Source organism: Alteripontixanthobacter muriae (genome assembly GCF_013336795.1).
GTDB lineage: Bacteria > Pseudomonadota > Alphaproteobacteria > Sphingomonadales > Sphingomonadaceae > Pseudopontixanthobacter > Pseudopontixanthobacter muriae.
In genome coordinates this window covers 518,057-535,833 of record NZ_JAAFZT010000035.1, presented here as the reverse complement: position 1 = coordinate 535,833, position 17,777 = coordinate 518,057, and the positions used below count along the sequence as shown (strand labels likewise).

15 protein-coding genes are annotated in these 17,777 nt (G+C 64.4%); 10 read left to right on the top strand and 5 right to left on the bottom strand.

From position 1 onward, the window contains the following. Positions 1–79 precede the first annotated feature (79 nt). A complete protein-coding gene (locus tag G7A66_RS12490) occupies positions 80–2,476 on the top strand; it encodes an FtsK/SpoIIIE family DNA translocase (protein ID WP_174295947.1) in 2,397 nt (798 codons plus the stop codon). Positions 2,477–2,496: 20 nt separating this feature from the next. Here G7A66_RS12490 and G7A66_RS12485 read toward each other — a convergent pair whose 3' ends face one another. The 3 genes from G7A66_RS12485 to G7A66_RS12475 form a co-directional block, all read right to left on the bottom strand. After that, positions 2,497–3,135: a flavin reductase family protein gene (locus G7A66_RS12485; protein WP_174295946.1), complete on the bottom strand. Its 639-nt coding sequence runs from the start codon at positions 3,133–3,135 to the stop codon at positions 2,497–2,499. Positions 3,136–3,264: 129 nt separating this feature from the next. Then, positions 3,265–4,305 (bottom strand): substrate-binding domain-containing protein, encoded by a 1,041-nt coding sequence (locus tag G7A66_RS12480; RefSeq protein WP_174295945.1) that lies wholly within the window; start codon positions 4,303–4,305, stop codon positions 3,265–3,267. 81 nt (positions 4,306–4,386) lie between these two features. Next, positions 4,387–5,625 carry an OprO/OprP family phosphate-selective porin gene (locus tag G7A66_RS12475; protein ID WP_174295944.1) on the bottom strand — a complete coding sequence of 413 codons (1,239 nt, stop codon included), beginning with the start codon at positions 5,623–5,625 and terminating at the stop codon, positions 4,387–4,389. 228 nt (positions 5,626–5,853) lie between these two features. Between G7A66_RS12475 and ald the strand changes: the two genes are divergently transcribed. After that, entirely contained in the window at positions 5,854–6,969 is a 1,116-nt protein-coding gene (ald, locus tag G7A66_RS12470; protein WP_174295943.1) for an alanine dehydrogenase, read from the top strand. Positions 6,970–7,020: 51 nt separating this feature from the next. Here ald and G7A66_RS12465 read toward each other — a convergent pair whose 3' ends face one another. Both G7A66_RS12465 and G7A66_RS12460 read right to left on the bottom strand, forming a co-directional pair. Next, a complete protein-coding gene (locus G7A66_RS12465; RefSeq protein WP_174295942.1) occupies positions 7,021–7,422 on the bottom strand; it encodes an acyl-CoA thioesterase in 402 nt (133 codons plus the stop codon). Then, complete coding sequence (locus G7A66_RS12460; RefSeq protein WP_174295941.1) at positions 7,419–9,509, bottom strand: S9 family peptidase; 2,091 nt, start codon at positions 9,507–9,509, stop codon at positions 7,419–7,421. Before G7A66_RS12460 ends, G7A66_RS12465 begins: the two co-directional genes overlap by 4 nt. Before the next feature lie 54 nt (positions 9,510–9,563). Here G7A66_RS12460 and G7A66_RS12455 point away from each other — a divergent pair, with 54 nt between their 5' ends. From G7A66_RS12455 to rpmG, 8 genes are all read left to right on the top strand, one after another. Then, on the top strand, positions 9,564–11,417 hold the full coding sequence (locus tag G7A66_RS12455; RefSeq protein ID WP_174295940.1) for an aminopeptidase P family protein: 1,854 nt from the start codon (positions 9,564–9,566) through the stop codon (positions 11,415–11,417). A 197-nt stretch (positions 11,418–11,614) separates the two neighbouring features. Beyond that, complete coding sequence (locus tag G7A66_RS12450) at positions 11,615–12,145, top strand: EF-hand domain-containing protein (RefSeq protein WP_174295939.1); 531 nt, start codon at positions 11,615–11,617, stop codon at positions 12,143–12,145. A 37-nt stretch (positions 12,146–12,182) separates the two neighbouring features. Then, positions 12,183–12,929, top strand: coding sequence for a response regulator (locus tag G7A66_RS12445; protein WP_174295938.1), 747 nt, complete (start codon positions 12,183–12,185; stop codon positions 12,927–12,929). After that, the gene (locus G7A66_RS12440; RefSeq protein ID WP_174295937.1) at positions 12,926–14,314 is read left to right on the top strand and encodes a sensor histidine kinase; all 1,389 of its coding nucleotides are present in this window, start codon (positions 12,926–12,928) and stop codon (positions 14,312–14,314) included. The genes G7A66_RS12445 and G7A66_RS12440 overlap by 4 nt, the downstream gene beginning before the upstream one ends. Before the next feature lie 91 nt (positions 14,315–14,405). Next, entirely contained in the window at positions 14,406–16,220 is a 1,815-nt protein-coding gene (pabB, locus tag G7A66_RS12435; RefSeq protein ID WP_174296057.1) for an aminodeoxychorismate synthase component I, read from the top strand. Then, complete coding sequence (locus tag G7A66_RS12430; RefSeq protein ID WP_174295936.1) at positions 16,217–16,879, top strand: RluA family pseudouridine synthase; 663 nt, start codon at positions 16,217–16,219, stop codon at positions 16,877–16,879. The genes pabB and G7A66_RS12430 overlap by 4 nt, the downstream gene beginning before the upstream one ends. After that, the gene (arfB, locus tag G7A66_RS12425) at positions 16,872–17,297 is read left to right on the top strand and encodes an alternative ribosome rescue aminoacyl-tRNA hydrolase ArfB (RefSeq protein WP_174295935.1); all 426 of its coding nucleotides are present in this window, start codon (positions 16,872–16,874) and stop codon (positions 17,295–17,297) included. The genes G7A66_RS12430 and arfB overlap by 8 nt, the downstream gene beginning before the upstream one ends. Positions 17,298–17,471: 174 nt before the next feature. Further along, positions 17,472–17,639, top strand: coding sequence for a 50S ribosomal protein L33 (gene rpmG, locus G7A66_RS12420; RefSeq protein WP_160755883.1), 168 nt, complete (start codon positions 17,472–17,474; stop codon positions 17,637–17,639). Positions 17,640–17,777 lie beyond the last annotated feature (138 nt).

Genomic DNA, 17,777 nt, shown 5'->3' with positions numbered 1-17,777 from the left:
GCGGGGCGGGTCACGGGCCATGGTCCCGCCGGGGTGGGACGCGGCATCGGCTGCGGCACCGAACAGCGGAAGACGGGTAATGGCGACACGCGCAATCGGGGACCGGGGCCTCAATCGCAGCAGCGGCAAGCAGGCGGCGACCGACTGGCGCGCAGCCTTCCGCCGCTCGCTGCGCCGGGCGGGCCAGATGGTCGGCGCGGTCGTCCTGTTCGCCGCCGCATTGTTCCTCGCACTGGCGCTGGTCAGCTATACGCAGACCGATGCCAGCCCCTCTACCGCCGCATCGGGTGAGGATATTCGCAACTGGATGGGCCTGAGCGGCGCATGGGCTGCGGAGCGCGCGCTCTTCACCTTCGGCCTCGCATCCGTGCTGCTGCTCCCGCTCCTTTACGTGTTCGCGCGCAAATTGTGGCGCGACGTGGAGGAGGAGGACCGCGACACCGATACCCGCTGGTGGCGCCCGATCGGGCTGCTGCTGCTCGGCATGGCGCTGCTTGCCAGCGTTCTGTCGCTCGCCTTCGAAGGGCCGGGTGGCACCCTGCCCGCATCGATGGGCGGACTCGTCGGCCTTCTCGGCGCAGGCGCGGTCGAGGGGATGGTGTCCGGCCTGCCGGAAGCGCTGCAAGGCTGGGTGATATTGCTGGCCGCGCTGGCCGCATTGGCAGGCGGCGTTACCATCGTCACGCGGGTCTTCGCGCTGGACTGGGCCGCGCTGCTGACGCTGCCGGGCTTTCTCAAGACCATGCCGCTTGCTCGCCGCAGGACCTCCGCCGCACAGGATACCAGCGCCACGCCCGAGGTTTCGCCAGCACCGGCGCGGGCCGAAGCGCGCGGAGAGCCGCGGCGTGAGCATATCCCGGACACTCCGCGCCGGTCGCCCGAAATCTCCGATCCGTCGGCACCCGTGCGCCCAGCCGCGGCCCGCACGCCAAAGCCGCGCCAGACGGATATGTTCGCGGCCGACTACCAGCTTCCGAGCCTCGGCCTACTGGAAGAACCGCCCGTGCATGCCGCGCCGAAGCTGGACAAGATGGCGCTGGAGCGCAATGCGCGCCTGCTCGAGAACGTGCTCGACGACTTCAACGTGAAGGGCGAGATTACCGCCGTCCGCACCGGTCCCGTGGTCACCATGTACGAACTGGAGCCCGCACCCGGCATAAAGGCCAGCCGCGTCATCGGCCTGGCCGAAGACATTGCCCGCAACATGAGCGCGATCTCTGCCCGCGTTTCGCCCATTCCCGGCAAGACCGTGATGGGGATCGAACTACCCAATGCCGACCGGCAGATGGTCGTGCTGAAGGAACTGGCCGCCAGCGCCGCCTTCGCCGACAGTGACGACGGGCTGCCCATCATCCTGGGCAAGGACATCGCCGGGGAACCGATCGTGGCCGACCTCGCCGCGATGCCGCATCTGCTGGTGGCAGGCACTACCGGTTCGGGCAAGTCGGTGGGGCTGAACTGCATCCTGCTGTCGCTGCTCTACCGCTTCACGCCGGCCGAATGCCGCCTGATCCTGATCGACCCCAAGGTGCTGGAACTGAAAAGCTACGATGATATTCCGCATCTCCTCTCACCGGTGGTCACCGAACCGCACAAATCGGTGCGGGCGCTGAAATGGGCGGTGGAGGAAATGGAGCGCCGCTACCGGCAGATGAGCAGCATCGGCGCGAGGAATATCGACGGCTTCAATGAAAAGGTGAAGGCCGCCGCCGCCCGGGGCAAGCCGCTGGGCCGCCGTGTCCAGACCGGCTTCGACCCCGAAACTGGCGAGGAACTCTACGAGGAAGAACAGCTCGATTACCAGGCGCTGCCGAAGATCGTGCTGATCGTCGACGAACTGGCCGATCTGATGGTCACTGTCGGCAAGGAGATCGAGGTGCTGATCCAGCGCCTGTCACAGAAGAGCCGCGCCGCCGGTATTCACCTCATCATGGCGACGCAGCGCCCGAGCGTCGATGTCATCACCGGCGTCATCAAGGCGAATTTGCCCACCCGCATCAGCTTCAATGTCACCAGCCGCATCGATTCGCGCACCATCCTGGGCGAGCAGGGCGCGGAACAATTGCTCGGCAAGGGCGACATGCTGTTCAAGCCGAGCACCGGCGCGCTGGTCCGCGTGCACGGCCCGTTCGTCTCCGATGACGAGGTGGAACAGGTCGCCAGCCACTGGCGCGGCCAGGGCAAGCCGGAATATGTCGACGCGGTGACGGAAGAACCCGAAGATGGCGGGGGCTTCGGCTTCGACGACGAATTGACCGCCAGCGACGATCCGGACGAGCGCAAGTACCGGCAGGCCTGTCAGATCGTGTTCGAAAACCAGAAGGCGAGCGGCAGCTGGCTGCAGCGCCAGATGGGCGTCGGCTACAATACCGCGGCGAAATGGATCGAGAGGATGGAAGGCGACGGGCTGGTCGGCCCCGCCAACCATGTCGGCCGCCGCGACATCTACCGCGACGAGAACGGTAACCCGCTTTAAGCTGAAGCTATCAGCTCCGATCAGGCGGTTTCGTCAGGCCAGCTCTTGCGGTCGATGACGATCTGGTCGGTCCCCCGCCAGTAATTGCCCGCACCATGGGCACGGCCCACCAAGTTCAGCGCCGGTGCGTCGATGCGCAGCTTGCCGTCTTCCTCGCTTAGGACGGAATCGACGATGTCCATTGCGATCACTTCGCCAATGACGATGGCGGAATTGTCCGAAGTGTCGATGATCTTCCACACCCGGCATTCGAAGGTGACCGGCGAGGTCGCGATTACCGGCGGCTTTACATGGCGGGCCGGGCGCGTCTCGACACCGGCAAACTCCAGTTCGCTGGTGCCGGCAGGCGCGTTGATCGCCGTCATCACCATGATCTCGGCATCGGCTTCCGTGACGAGGGCGATGGTGAATTCGCCCGTTTCGCGGATGACGCGCAGACTGTCCTTCTGTGCCTCGCCAGCGCGGGCATTGTCGCCCGAGATGCCCAATACCACCAGCGCCGGGTCGGCTCCCATGGCGTTGAAGAAGGAATAGGGCGCGGCGTTGGTACGGCCCAGATTATCCAGCGTGACCACCCAGGCGATGGGGCGCGGCGTAATGGTGTTCACCAGCAGCTTGTAGCGTTCGGCGGGCGACAATTCGGAAAATTCATATTGCATGCACGCTCCCTTAGCGAAGCGCGCCCGCCCTTGCCAGCGTCAGGCGAAAGGCAAAGAAAACGCCCGCATATCTCGTGCGAGATATGCGGGCGCAGTGTCTGTCATTCGCGCCGTTCGGCGCAGAGCCGGTCAGCCCAAATCGCTGGCCGTCAGAGTGGTGAAGTTCGTGGCGGCTTCGGCATTCTGCGCCATCACGTCGTCGGGAGAAGCGATCATTCCGGCACGAGTCAGCAATCCGTCACGCGACCAGTTCTTGGCCCATTCGGCAACATATTCGCGCAGACCCGGGATGGCATCCAGATGCTGCTTCTTCACATAGATGAAAAGCGGCCGCGCACCGGGATATTCGAAACTTGCGATGTTGTCATAGGTGGGCATGACGCCGTTCATCGGCAGGCCCTGAACCTTGTCGGCATTTTCCTCGAGATAGGAATAGCCGAAAACGCCGACGGCCTGCTTGTTGCCTTCGATCTTCTGGACGATCAGATTGTCCTGCTCTCCCTGATCGACATAGGCGCCGTCATTGCGGACCTCGGTGCAGATCTGATCGTAGCGATCCTCGTCGCTTTCCTTAATGGCTTCCATGCCGGGGCCAGCTTCGCAACCGACTTCGAGGATCAGTTCCTTCAGCGCGTCGCGCGTGCCCGAGGTGGACGGAGGACCGTAGACCAGGATCGGCTGCGCAGGCAGGCTGGGGTCGATATCGGACCAGAGCTTCGCGGTCTGTTCTTCGCCGTAAGGATTGGCGGCCAGTGCGCGATAGACGATTTCCGGCGTCAGATTCATCTGGATGCCGTTCTGCGCCGATGCGAAGGCAATGCCGTCGAGCCCGACCTGCAGTTCGACGATCTCGGTAACGCCGTTCTGCGTGCAGGTGGCGAATTCCGACGCCTTCATCCGGCGCGATGCGTTCACGATGTCCGGCGTGTTGGTGCCGACGCCCTGGCAGAAGAGCTGGATGCCGCCACCCGAACCGGTCGATTCGACCAGCGGGCTGTTCATGCCAGGGTTGGAACGGGCGAAGCTTTCCGAAACCAGCTTGGCGAAAGGATAGACGGTGGAAGATCCGACCGCGCGAACGGAATCGCGCGTCGCGCCGCCTTCAGTGCCGCAGGCGGAAAGGGCCAGGGCTGAAAGGGCGGCAAAACCGATGGAGAGCGAAAGGCGCATTGAATTTCCTAGGGTGAATCAGGTGGATGGCGATCCAATAGGACCGTTGCATGACAGTTTGGCTACAATTGCGACAGAACTTCAGAAGTCGAACTGTGCCCTGACGCCGAAAGCGTCGACCCTGTAAGAGGTATCGCCCGTGAGCGTGGGTTCGGCGAAATCGTATGACAGGCGCTCGTACTCCGCCATCAGCCGCGTGTTGGCAGTGGGCGCCCATATCAGGGCGAGGCCGAGAGCATTCTGTTTGCCGCCGACAATGTCTTCGTCCACCAGGTCGAGGTAATCGTAACGGACATTCAGCTGGACAGCCCCGACCCCGCCCTCGGTGACCGGGCGTTCGGGACGGATGCGGTCGAACTTGCCATCCTTGTAACCACGGCGGTCGCCTTTGGTCAGGAAGTAGCCGGCCTCGACGTAGCCGCCGAAGAAACTGGCATCGGCAGCCACTGGCCTATCCACGCTTTGCCGGAACCCTTCGGCCGCGAAATGGAACCGGCCGGCGATGGCGGCGGCCTCCAGCCCGAAGCCGGTTTCCGATTCGGCGGCGAAGCGGCCCGTATCGATGAAGCGCTGATCGGTGAAATGAACGCCGGGCCGCTGGCGGAAGCGCAGCGCCTCGCCTTCGTTCAGCCGCGCACGGTGCGCCGATCCGCCGAGGTGCAACTGGGTACCGCCGATCCTGGGCATGTAGACTGCGCGCGCGTCGAAACTCCAGTCGCGGTCCCCGTCGGAATCGATCGGCTGGCCGAAAACACCCGCCTGCAGCAGCAAATCCGACTTCAGATATTGCGCCGACACGCCGAGCCGGCGCTGAAAACCGAATGCATCGGTGAACGCTGCTCGCTCCAGAAACGATGTGTGCAGGCTGCTTGTCACTTCCTCTAGCGACTGGAAGTTGTTGTGCTGCCCTACCGTCAGTTCGACATTGCCCACTTGGCGCGTAATGACTGCGTCCGCGAATTCCACGCTGCCGCTAGCGAAGTCCACCTCGACCTTGAAGCCGAAATCGCCCGGAGTGGTTCCGCTGAAGCCAAGACGCGCACGGCGCACTTCCTCGCCTGAGCCGTCAGGCAGGCCGGAGCCGTCCGGAGTATCGACTACCCCGGCATCGAGCTGGATGCGGCCGCGCGGCTTGAAGCTCCAGCCAGTGGCGTCATTTATCCCTGCGCCATCCGATACGGTCACGACGGGTGCAGTTTCGCCCGGCGCGACTGTTTGCGAGCTGTCCGGGGCAGGAAATGGCGCGCTTTCCTGTGCGGATGCGGCATGGCTCAACCCGGCTGCCGATGCGAGCAATGCTAAGGACGATGCCAGTTTCACGCTGTTGGAACCTCTTTACCATGACGTATTTGTGGCGCCTCTGCGTCCCTTGTGTGACTCTCTTATGACGTTTTGTAAAAAAAGACCGGGCGCATTCGCCTGCCTTGCCCGGCGCTCCCCCTGCTTTGCCCGGCAAGTCAGACCCCTGCGATGGGTTGAAGGAAGGCGGTTTCACTTGTAACGAAGCCCGCAAATCCGGGCCGTCCGGCCCCGCAGGAGAGAGTCGCGATGCGCATCGGTTGCCCAACAGAAATCAAGAACCACGAATATCGCGTCGGGCTGACTCCCGAAAGCGCGAAGGAAATGGTGCATCACGGCCACGAGGTCTGGATCCAGAGCGGCGCAGGCCTGGGCATCGGCGCCACCGACGAACAATATGTCGAGTCAGGCGCGAAGATCGTGGACGGCCCCGACCCGATTTTCGCAGAATGCGAAATGGTGGTGAAGGTCAAGGAACCGCAGGCGGAGGAACGCAGCAAATTGCGATCGGGCCAGATCCTCTACACCTATCTGCACCTTGCTCCCGACCCCGACCAGACCCGCGACCTGATTGATTCGGGTGTGACCGCCATCGCCTATGAAACGGTGACCGGGCCCAACGGACAGCTGCCGCTGCTCAAACCCATGAGCCAGGTTGCAGGCCGCATGAGCATCCAGGCCGGTGCCAATGCTCTGGAAAAGGCGCATGGCGGGCGCGGCGTGCTGCTGGGCGGCGTTCCGGGCGTGATGCCGGGCAAGGTCGTCGTCATCGGCGGCGGCGTGGTCGGCTTTAACGCGGCGCAGATGGCGGTCGGGCTCGGCGGCCAGGTCACCATCATGGACCGCGATCCCGATGTTCTCGACAAGGTCGGCACTTTCTTCGAAAACCGGGCCAGCACGCGCTTTTCGAACAAGGCCAATCTGGAAGATGCAGTGGCTGAGGCCGATCTGGTCATCGGCGCGGTGCTGATCCCCGGGGCCGCCGCACCCAAGCTGGTGACGCGAGAAATGCTCGGGTTGATGAAGCCCGGCGCGGTGCTGGTCGATGTCGCCATCGATCAGGGCGGCTGCTTTGAAACCAGCCATGCCACCACCCATGCCGAACCGACCTATGTCGTGGACGAGATCGTGCATTATTGCGTTGCGAACATGCCCGGCGCGGTTGCCCGCACCAGCACCTATGCCCTGAACAACGTCACCCTGCCCCATGCCCTGCGGATCGCGCGGATGGGCTGGAAGGACGCAATGCGGGCCAATCCGCATCTGGCGGAAGGGCTGAACGTGCATGAGGGCAAGCTGACCTATCGCGCCGTGGCCGAAGAACTCGGCTATGAATATCACGCGGTCGCGGACCTGCTGGCCTGATGAGGCAAGCGGCGGGCCGGACGCACGTGTCCAGTCCGTCGCTCACCCGATTTACTCTTCAGCGAAAAAGGCTGCTGCGACGTCCGGCCTGATGCGGACCAGCCTGCCGCTGGCCTTGTCCAGCATGGCCCAGGTCGATCGCACCGATACCAACACCTTGCCGGCATCGTCGGAAAAGCTGACGCAGCGGTCGAAGCGGGCGCCGCGAGGTGCATCGGGGATCCATGTCTCCGCCGTGACCGCCTCGCCTGCGCCGATATTACCGCGATAATCCACCTCGTGCCGGGTCACGACCCAGAAATAGGCCTCGACATGGGCCGGGTCCGCCCTAGCCTTCCAATGGCTGGTAGCGATGTCCTGCGCCCAGCCGAGCCAGACGATATTGTTCACATGGCCAAGCTCGTCGATATGTTCGGGCTTTGCCTCGAAGCGGCGGGTGAAGCGGGCGCTCACCCCGTCGCCTCCTGTTCCGCAAGGCCCATCTGCCAGAGGATGAATGCGAATTCCTCTGCCGTTTCGGTCAGCGACTGGAAACGCCCCGACTTGCCGCCGTGGCCCGCGCCCATATTGGTCTTGAGCAGCAGTTCATTGGCATCGGTCTTCTTCTCGCGCAGCCGGGCCACCCATTTCGCCGGTTCCCAATAGGTGACGCGGGGATCGTTCAGACCCGCCGTCACCAGCAAGGGCGGGTAATCCTGCGCCGCCACATTGTCGTAAGGGCTGTAGCTGAGGATGAGGTCGAAGGCGGCCTTGTCCTCGATCGGATTGCCCCATTCGCCCCATTCGCCCGGCGTCAGGGGCAGCGACGCATCGAGCATCGTCGCCAGCACATCGACGAAGGGCACATGGGCGACCACGGCGCCCCAAAGTTCAGGGTCGGAATTGATCACCGCGCCCATGAGTTCGCCGCCAGCCGATCCGCCGGAGATGCTGATGCGCCCGGCGGCGGTATAACCGCGCTCCACCAGGCCTTTCGCCACATCGACGAAATCCGTGAAGGTATTGATCCGCTGCTCCAGCTTGCCGGATTTGTACCATGCCCTCCCCAGATCGTCGCCGCCGCGAACATGCGCGATGGCATAGGCGAAACCGCGATCGACAAGGCTGAGGCGCGTGACCGAAAAGCCCGGCGGAATGGCGATGCCATAGGCGCCATAGCCGTAGAGATGCAGCGGACCGGAAGGCGCGCGGCCCCTGCGGTGAAGGATGCTGACAGGGATCATCGTCCCGTCCCGCGCCGCGATTTCAAGCCGCTGCGTTTCGTAAAGCGAAGCATCGTAGCCCGAGGGGATCTCCTGGACCTTCAGCACCTCCAGCCGCCGCTCGGCCACGATGTAATCAAAGGTGGTCGCAGGCGTGTCCATGCTTTCGTAGGACACGCGCAGCCGCTCCATCGCCCATTCGGGATTGTCGCCCAGCGACGCGGTGTAGCTTGCCGCCGGGAAGGCGATCGGCTCGATCCGCGAAGGATCGTCGTAATAGCGGATCTCGATCGTATCGAGGCCGCCCACGCGCGATTCGAGCGCATAAAAATCGCGGAACAGGTCGAGGCCGGTCAGATAGATCTCATCGCTGCCCTCCACCAGGGTCTTCCAATCGCCGGGCTTGTCCAGCGAAGCGGTGGCCAGGCGGAAATTGTCATGCGTATCGTTGGCGAGGATGAACAGCGTGCCGCCCCGTTCGTCCGCCTCGTATTCCACGCCCTTGCGCCGTTCCCTGACAAGGATCGGCTCCGCCAGCGGATCGTCCGCCGGCACCAGGCGCACTTCGCTGGTTTCGTGATCCGATGTACCGATGACGAGCCATTTCTCATTGGCCGACAGGCTCGAACCGACGCGAAAGCCTTCGTCATCCTCGTGGTAAAGTTCGACATCGCTCCCCAGCGGATCGCCCAGCCAGTGCAGCCGCGCATTATCGGTGCGCCATTGTTCGTTGGCGAGGCTGTAGACTACCCCGCGATCATTCCCGACCCAGACCAGCGAGGACAGCGTGCCGGGTATCTCGTCCGCCAGCAACTCGCCGCTGGCCAGATCGCGGAAGCGGGCCGTGAAGCGTTCCGATCCATTATCGTCCACGCTGAAGGCGAGTTTCAGTCCATCGGCGCTGACCGCGATAGCCCCGAGCCGGAAATATTCGCAGCCCTCGGCAAGTGCGATCTCGTCCAGGATCAGCTCGTCGCCAGTGCCGCCGGGTTCCTCGCCGACCGGGCACCGCCACCATTTCTTGTATTCGGCACCTTCCTCATATTCGACCCAATAGAGCCACTGGCCATCCTTCTGCGGCACGGATTTGTCCGCTTCCTTGATGCGCCCCCGCATTTCAGCGAACAGCTTGTCCACCAGCGGGCGATGGGGTGCCATGCGGTGTTCGAACCAGGCGTTCTCCGCCTTCAGATGGCGCAGGATCTCGGCATCCTTCACTTCCGGATAGAGGGGATCGCGCAGCCAGGCGTAGTCATCGGACACATCGATGCCGTGATGGCTGAGGCTGGACGGTTTTCTGGCCGCGACGGGCGGGCCTGCAGGTGTGGTATCGGTCATTCCGATCCCCTATGTTAGATGGAGACAAAAGAACAAGACCAAGGACAGACCGCCATGCTGATGCAGACCCACGAAGCCCGCCTCGACTCCCTTCGTCAAGAATTGCAGCGTCAGGGGCTGGACGGCTTCGTCGTCCCGATTTCCGACGAACACATGTCGGAATATATCGGCAGCTATGCCCAGCGCCTGTCCTGGCTGACCGGCTTCGGCGGATCGGCGGGCAGCGCGGTCGTGCTGCGGAAGGACAGCAGCAAAGGCGGCAAGGGCGCGGCCATGTTCATCGACGGCCGCTACACCATTCAGGTACGCGATCAGGTGGACGAACGGCTCTACGATTACTGCCTCGTGCCCGATGTCGAAATGGGCAGATGGATCGCGGAGAACGCCGGGGCGGGCGCGAAGATCGGTTACGATGCGTGGCTGCACACGAAGGGCTGGGCCGACAGGATCGGAAAGGCACTGACAAAAAAGGGCATGAGCCTGGTGCCGGTCGAGCAGAACCCCGTGGACGCAGTCTGGGAAGACCAGCCTCAGCCCTCGTCGGCCCCCGCCACCATCCATGTCGATGAACATTCGGGCCGCTCCAGCGCCGACAAGCGCACCGAGGTCGCCAATTGGCTGAAAGAGGAAGGCTATGACGCGGCAGTCATTCCGGCGCTCGATTCCATCGCCTGGCTGCTGAACATTCGCGGCACGGATGTGGAGCGCACGCCGGTCGCCCTGTCCTATGTCATCGCCCATGCGGACGGCACGGCCGAATTGTTCGTCGCGCCCGAAAAGATCACGCCCGAACTGACCCAGCACCTCGGCAATGCGGTCACCGTCAGGCAGCGCGATGCCTTCGAAGGGGCGCTGGCCGACATGAAGGGCAAGACCGTATCGGTGGATCCGGACTACGGCGTCGCGGGCATCTACCAGGCGCTGGAAGCCGCTGGCGCGAAGCCGGTCGCGGATCGCGATCCCACTATCCTGCCGAAAGCGATCAAAAACCCGGTCGAGGTGCAGGGGCACCGCGATGCCCAGGCCCGTGACGGGGCAGCGGTGACGAAGTTCCTGCACTGGCTGGCCACCGAGGCAACGAGCGGCAAGGAAACGGAACTGTCCGCTGCAGCTAAACTCCGCGCCTTCCGCGATGAAACCGGCCTGCTCCGGGACCAGAGCTTCGACACGATCTCGGCCGCCGGACCCCATGCCGCGATACCGCATTACCGTGTGGACGAGGAAAGCAGCCTGACCATCGAACAGGGCAGCGTTTTCCTGTGCGATTCGGGCGGGCAATATCTCGACGGAACAACCGATATCACCCGTACGGTGTGGATTTCCGGGGCTGGTGAGAAGGCGAAGCCGACTGCCGAAGTGCGCGACCGCTTCACCCGCGTGCTGAAAGGCCATATCGCCATCGACCGCGCCGTTTTCCCCCAAGGCACCGCAGGTGGCGAGCTGGACGGTTTCGCTCGCCAGTTCCTGTGGCAGGTCGGGCTGGATTACGGCCACGGCACGGGCCACGGCGTCGGCAGCTTCCTCGGCGTTCACGAAGGCCCGCAGCGCATCGCCAAGATGACGGGTTCATACCCCGGCACGGGCCAGGAACTGCACGAAGGCATGATCCTGTCCAATGAACCCGGCTATTACAAGGGCGGGGAATACGGCATCCGGATCGAGAACCTGATCCTGACCGTCGCGCGCGAAGTGGACGGGGCAGGCTTCGGGACGGATGGGGGCCGCTTTCTCGGATTCGACACGCTCACTTTCGTGCCCATCGCCCGCGACATGGTGGAAGCGAGCCTGCTTACGGAAGACGAGAAGGCGTGGTGGAACGACTATCACGCCAGATGCCGCGAGATCCTCGCGCCGCAACTGTCAGGCGATGTCCTTGCCTGGATGGAGGATGCCTGCAAACCGCTCTGAGCGCCTGCAAACCTCCGGCGATTGCGACCAGGTGAACGGAGCCGCGCCTCCGCGACACTTTGCGACAGAGACAGCCGATTGCGGCATAAGCCTGCGACATTCGGGGTCTAGAAGGGTGTCATGAGTTGCGGCGGGTCCGGCCTACCCCCCTGAACGGAACGTCGCAGCTCTCCAGATCTTCAAGAGGACCAGGAACTATGCGCAAGCAGACAATCGCCCTTTCCGCCGCAATCCTGTCGCTGGCCGCGACCGGCAGCATCGCCGTCGCCCAGACCGGCGACAAGACCCTCACCCGTGCCGAGGCGCAGACCCGGGCAAGCACCGCCTTTGACAGGATGGATGCCAATAATGATGGCAGGCTGGACCAGGCCGACCGTGCGGCGCGCCAGAACGCCCGCTTCGACCGCATCGACACTGACGGCAACGGCAGCCTGAGCCGCGAGGAATTCGCCGCAATGCGCAGCGCGCGTGGCGGCGAAATGCGCGAGGGTCGGCGCGGCAAGCGTCATGGCGGCTGGGCCCGCATGGGCGGACGCGGCATGATGCAGAATGTCGATGCGAATGGCGATGGCGCCATCACCAAGGCGGAATTCACCGCGCAAGCCATGACCCGTTTCGCTGCCGCCGATGCCGACAATGATGGAACCGTCACTGCCCCCGAGCGCAAGGCCGCGCGGGAAGCGATGCGGCAGGCTTACCGGGCGAACCGCGCATCACCGGCGAACTGATCCTTGCCCGGGCGCGCGCGGCTTGTCAGGTGAAGGCATGACGGACGACGAAACAGCCATCCTGCTCGTCGATGACGAGGATATCCTGCGTGAACCCCTGGCCGCCTATCTGGTACGCCAGGGGTTCGCCGTCACGGAAGCCGCCAGCGCCGCCGCTGCACGCAGCATGCTGGTGGATGAAACGCCCGATCTCGTCCTGCTCGACATCATGATGCCGGGTGAGGATGGATTGTCGCTGTGCCGCCACCTCGTGGAGGTGAGGAACATTCCTACCATCCTGCTGACGGCGAAGGGCGAGGCCACCGACCGGATCATCGGTCTCGAGATCGGCGCGGACGATTACCTGGTCAAGCCTTTCGAACCGCGCGAGCTGGTGGCGCGGATCCGCTCGGTCCTGCGGCGGGCGAACCGCCTGCCGGGCGCGCAGGAGCCAGCGCCGGAAGGCGGGGATCGCGACTATATATTCGAAGGATTCCGGCTGGATGTGCTGAAGCACCGCCTGACCGACCCCGACGGGGCGATGATCTCGATCTCGACCGCGGAGTTCCGCCTGCTGCGCGCCTTTCTCGATCATCCGCGCCAGGTGCTGGACCGCGACCGCCTGCTCGATATGGTGCAGGGACGCGAGGCGCATCTGTTCGACCGCGCGGTCGACAATCAGGTCAGCCGCCTGCGCCGCAAGATCGAGGCGGACAGCCGCAATCCCGAATATATTCAGACCGTGCGCGGCGGCGGCTATCGCTTCGCCGCCGACGTGCAGCGCGCAGGCGCAGAGGCGCAATGATTCGGCTGTGGCCGCGCAGCCTGCTGGGGCAGGTGCTGCTGTGGACGGCGCTGGCGCTGCTGGCGGCGCAGGGCATCTCCGCTGTCCTGCTGTACCGTGCTGCGGAGGAAAGGCGCGAAGCGGAGATGCTGAACACCGCCGCCTTCCGCTTCATCGCGCATGAGACCGGGCAGGGATTGGAGCGTAGTCGCGACCGGCGGAGCGACAGAAGTGCACGCCGCGCACGGCGCGGTCCGCCCTTGACGACAAGCGCCAACCTGCCCGTCGCCCTGACCGGGCAACGCCAACCGGCGCGGGAGGCCGCGCTGGGTGAAATTCTCAAGGTCCAGAACATCTCTTTCGAAGACATCGCGGTGGGCCGCGCGTCCGTGGCCGACGATCCCGCCTCTCTCGCCTGGCTGACCCGCAGAGGGAGGGGAGGCAGCGCCGATGCCGCAGATCGCCAGGTGATGCTGGCCGCCATCCTGCGCGATGATGGCACATGGCTGGTATCCCGCCAGCCGGAACGCAGGCGCGAACCGCGTGTCTGGCGCGGCATCGTCTTGCAGACGGCGATCATCTACCTCGTCCTTGTCGGCGGGCTGGCCCTGCTATTGCGACGAACTACCCGTCCACTGGCCGATCTGACCCGCCGGGTGGACGACTTCGGCCGCGCACCGGCAGGGCAATTACCGGACGATCTGCCGGAGAAGCTTCGTGGCCCCGAAGACGTGCAACGGCTCGTCAGCGCGCAGCAGGCGATGGAGCGCCGCATTGCCGCCATGCTGAACGAGAAGGATGTGATGCTCGGTGCCATCGGGCACGACCTCAAGACCCCGCTCGCCGCCCTTCGCGTCCGCATCGAAACGGTGGAAGACAACGCCGAACGGCGGAAAATGGCGGCGAGCATCGACGATCTCTCGCAAACGCTCGACGACATTCTCGCGCTCGCCCGCATCGGCCGTTCCGACCAGCCGCCGGAAAGGGCCGAATTGTCGACGCTTGTGACAGCGGTTGTCGAGGAATTCGAGGACATGGGCGCACAGGTCGAACTCGGCCCGATGATGCGCATCGTTCGGCCCGTTCAGGTCACCCTGCTTCGCCGGGCGCTGCGCAATCTCGTCTCCAATGCCCTGCGCTATGGCGAGTTGGCGAGGGTTTCGGTCAAAGAAGAAGGCGGCGCGGCCCTGTTGCGCGTCGAGGATGAAGGACCGGGCATAGCGGAAGACCAGATCGGCGCGATGATGGAACCTTTCATCCGCGGCGAGGCATCCCGCAACCGCGCGACCGGCGGATCGGGCCTGGGCCTCGCGATTGCCCGCGCCATCGCAGAATCGCTCGGGGGAAAGCTGGTCCTGGCCAACCGGTCGGAAGGAGGATTGCGGGCCGAGATACGCATTCCCTGACGGCCTCGCGGATCGAGAAATTGGCCGCCCGAGCTTCGCTGATTGCACGCCGCCCCTCGACTTGAAGGGTGAAGGCGGTAAATGGGTCGGGATGGCGGATGCGGCTCCCTTTGTCCTGCTCGACGATGCAAGGCGCGAAAATGCGGCAGATGCGCAGCTTTACAGCAGCCCTTCGCAGGTCTTCGTGGCGCGCCGGGCGGACGAGGTCGAAGCGGTTCTCGCCGCAGCCGACACCGCGCGGCGCGAAAGCGGGCACACGCTGGCGGGTTATCTTTCCTATGAGGCTGGCCTTGCCCTCGAACCGCGCCTGCGCGCTTCAGCCGATGCGCGTGTCGGAGCAGGTGGCCCGCTGGTCTGGCTTGGCCTGTTCGACAATTGCGAGACGTTCAGCCCGGATGCAGTGCCGGACTTGCTGGAACAGCATGGCTCGCCGCAAGGTATAAACAGCCTCGGACCGCTCGACCCGCAGATTGCGCCCGGCGGATATTCCGCGCAATTCACTGCGCTGCAGGAAGCAATTCGCGATGGCGACATCTATCAGGCCAACCTGACCTTCCCGCTGGCCGGCAGCTGGCGCGGCGATCCGCTGGCGATCTACGCCGCCCTGCGCGCGGAATCGCAGGCGGGGTATGGCGGCGTGATCTTCGACGGGTCAAGCTGGCTGCTCAGCCTGTCGCCGGAACTGTTCGTGTCGGTGAAGGGCGATACCGCCCGTGCCAAGCCGATGAAGGGTACTCGCCCGCGCGGGGAAACGCCGCAGCAGGACGAGGCGCTGGCCGAGGACTTACGCAATTCGGCGAAGGATCGGGCCGAAAATCTGATGATCGTCGACCTGATGCGCAACGATCTGTCGCGGGTCGCCGTGCCCGGCAGCGTTCAGGTCGAGAAGCCTTTCGCCGTAGAAACCTACCCGACATTGCACCAGATGGTTTCCACGGTCGAAGCGACGCTGCGTCCGGGCACGAGCGTGATGCAGCTGGTGCGGGCGCTGTTTCCCTGCGGGTCCATTACCGGCGCTCCGAAAATCCGCGCGATGGAATTGATCGCCGCTACCGAAACCGGCGCGCGAGGCGCTTATTGCGGTGCTATCGGCCGCATCGGCGGGCCTGCGGGTGAAAATGGCGGGGATGCGGCGTTCAACGTCGCCATCCGCACCCTGCGCCTGACGCCGGTCGAGAACGGGCAAGGCCATGCGGTGCTGGGCGTCGGGTCCGCGATCGTCGCCGACAGCGAGGCGCTTCCCGAATGGCGCGAGGCGCTGTTGAAGGGCGATTTCGCGCGGCGAGCGGCGCCGGGTTTCGACCTGCTGGAAACCATGCGCTTCGACCCCGATGAAGGCATCGCCCTGCTGGAATTGCATCTTGAGCGGATGAAGAACAGCGCCGAGGCGCTCGGCTTCGCATTCGACCGCCATGCCGCGCGCAACGCGATCCATGCCCTGTGCTTCGAACTCGAGATGCCCGCCCGGTTGCGCCTGATGCTGGCGCGGAGCGGTGCCACCTCACTAGAGGCTTCGGCGCTGCCAGAGCCACTTGCCGACTCTGCCCGCTGCATTGTCCTTCCCCTGCCCACCGGCAGCGGCGATTTCCGGCTGCGGCACAAGACGACCGATCGGCATTTCTGGCAAGATGCGCTCGAAGTCGCCCATGACAATGACGCGGCGGAAGCGCTGATGATGCGCGACGACGGGCTGCTGACCGAGGGTAGCTTCACGTCCATTTTCGTCCAGCGTGACGGAATTCTACACACCCCGCCCGCTCATCTCGGCCTGTTGCCCGGCGTGCAGCGCCGTGCCCTGATCGAATCGGGGCGCGCGACCGAAGCCGAATTGCGGCTGGAGGATCTGGAGGGCGGGTTCTGGATCGGCAACGCCCTGCGCGGAATGATGAAAGCGGAACTCGCATGAACATACCCATCCTGTTCGAGGACGGCGAGGCGCTCGTCATCGACAAGCCAGCGGGTCTGCCGCTGGAAACCCCGCGCCGGGGCGGCCCGGCGCTGAGCGACCATTTCGAGGCGCTGAAGCTCGGGTTTCACCGCCCGCCCGCCATCGTGCACCGGCTCGACACCGATACTTCCGGTTGCCTGCTGCTGGCCCGTAATCCGAAGGCGCTGAAGCGGTTCAATCGCGCATTCGAGGATCGCCAGGTCACGAAGCGTTATCTGGGTATCGTCGCGGGCGAAGTGGCGGAGGAAGAGGGCACGATCACCCTCGCCCTCTCGAAAGTCAGCAGCGAGAAGCAGGGCTGGCGCATGATCCCGGCGCGCGCGGGCAAGGTTTCCGTCACCCTCTGGCGCCGTATCGCGGTTGTGAATGGAAACAGCCTGCTGGAATTCCGCCCGGAGACAGGCCGGACTCACCAGATTCGCGTACACGCAGCTTCGGGACTGGACGCGCCGCTGCTGGGCGATCCGCTGTATGGCCAGCGGCAGCCACACGCGCGAATGATGCTGCACGCGGCAGACCTTACCATCCCGCGCGAGGCCAAGGACGACATCGCCGCCAGCGCGCCTCCGCCGCCCGAATTTGCAGAACTGGGGTTTGCAGGCATCACAGATGGGTGAAGGCGGTCCCGTCGGCCAAGAATGGCTGGACCAGGCTTTGGCAGGGGCGGAAGAGAGTTTCATCGCTTCTTCCGGACCGGGCGGGCAGAACGTGAACAAGGTGGCGACGGCGGTTCAGTTGCGGCTGGATGTCTTCGCGCTGCGCCTGCAGCCGCAAGTCTTCCGCAGGCTGAAGGGTCTCGCCGGCAACCGGATGAACGCGCGGGGCGAGATCGTTCTGACCGCACGCAGCCACCGCACGCAGGATGCGAATCGGACCGAGGCGCGCGAGCGCATGGGGCAATTGCTGCGGCAGGCCCATGTCCAGCCGCGCCAGCGCAGGAAAAGCCGCCTCAACCGGATCAACAAGGAAAAGCGGATCCGCGGCAAGAAGAACCGCGGCGCGATCAAGGCCTCGCGCGGCAAGGTGGACTATTGAGATCCGCCCCGCGCGCGAGCCTTGGGCCTGACCTTCGGCTTGACTTGTGGGCGACTGTCCGCCAAGGCGCTGGGCATATGAGGGGCGGCGCGATGCGTCGCCCGATGTTGTTTACCCTATCAGTTCGCTGGCGGCATTTTCCGGCCAGCTTCTCGAAAGCATCAGGATAGCGCCATGGCGAAACCCGCAACCGTCAAGATCAAGCTGGTCTCCACCGCAGACACCGGCTTCTATTACACGACGACCAAGAATCCGCGCAACATCACGGAAAAGATGACCTTCCGCAAATACGATCCCGTCGTGCGCAAGCATGTCGAGTTCAAGGAAGCCAAGATCAAGTGATGCGAATGCCCGCCTGACCGGCGGGTATGGTGCTTCGGATCCGGTCTGCCAGCGGGCGGGCCGATGCCGAATGATGAACCTGCGGAACCGGCAGGGTTCAGTGATGGTTCAACGCTTCGTCGCCATGTATGGCATCTA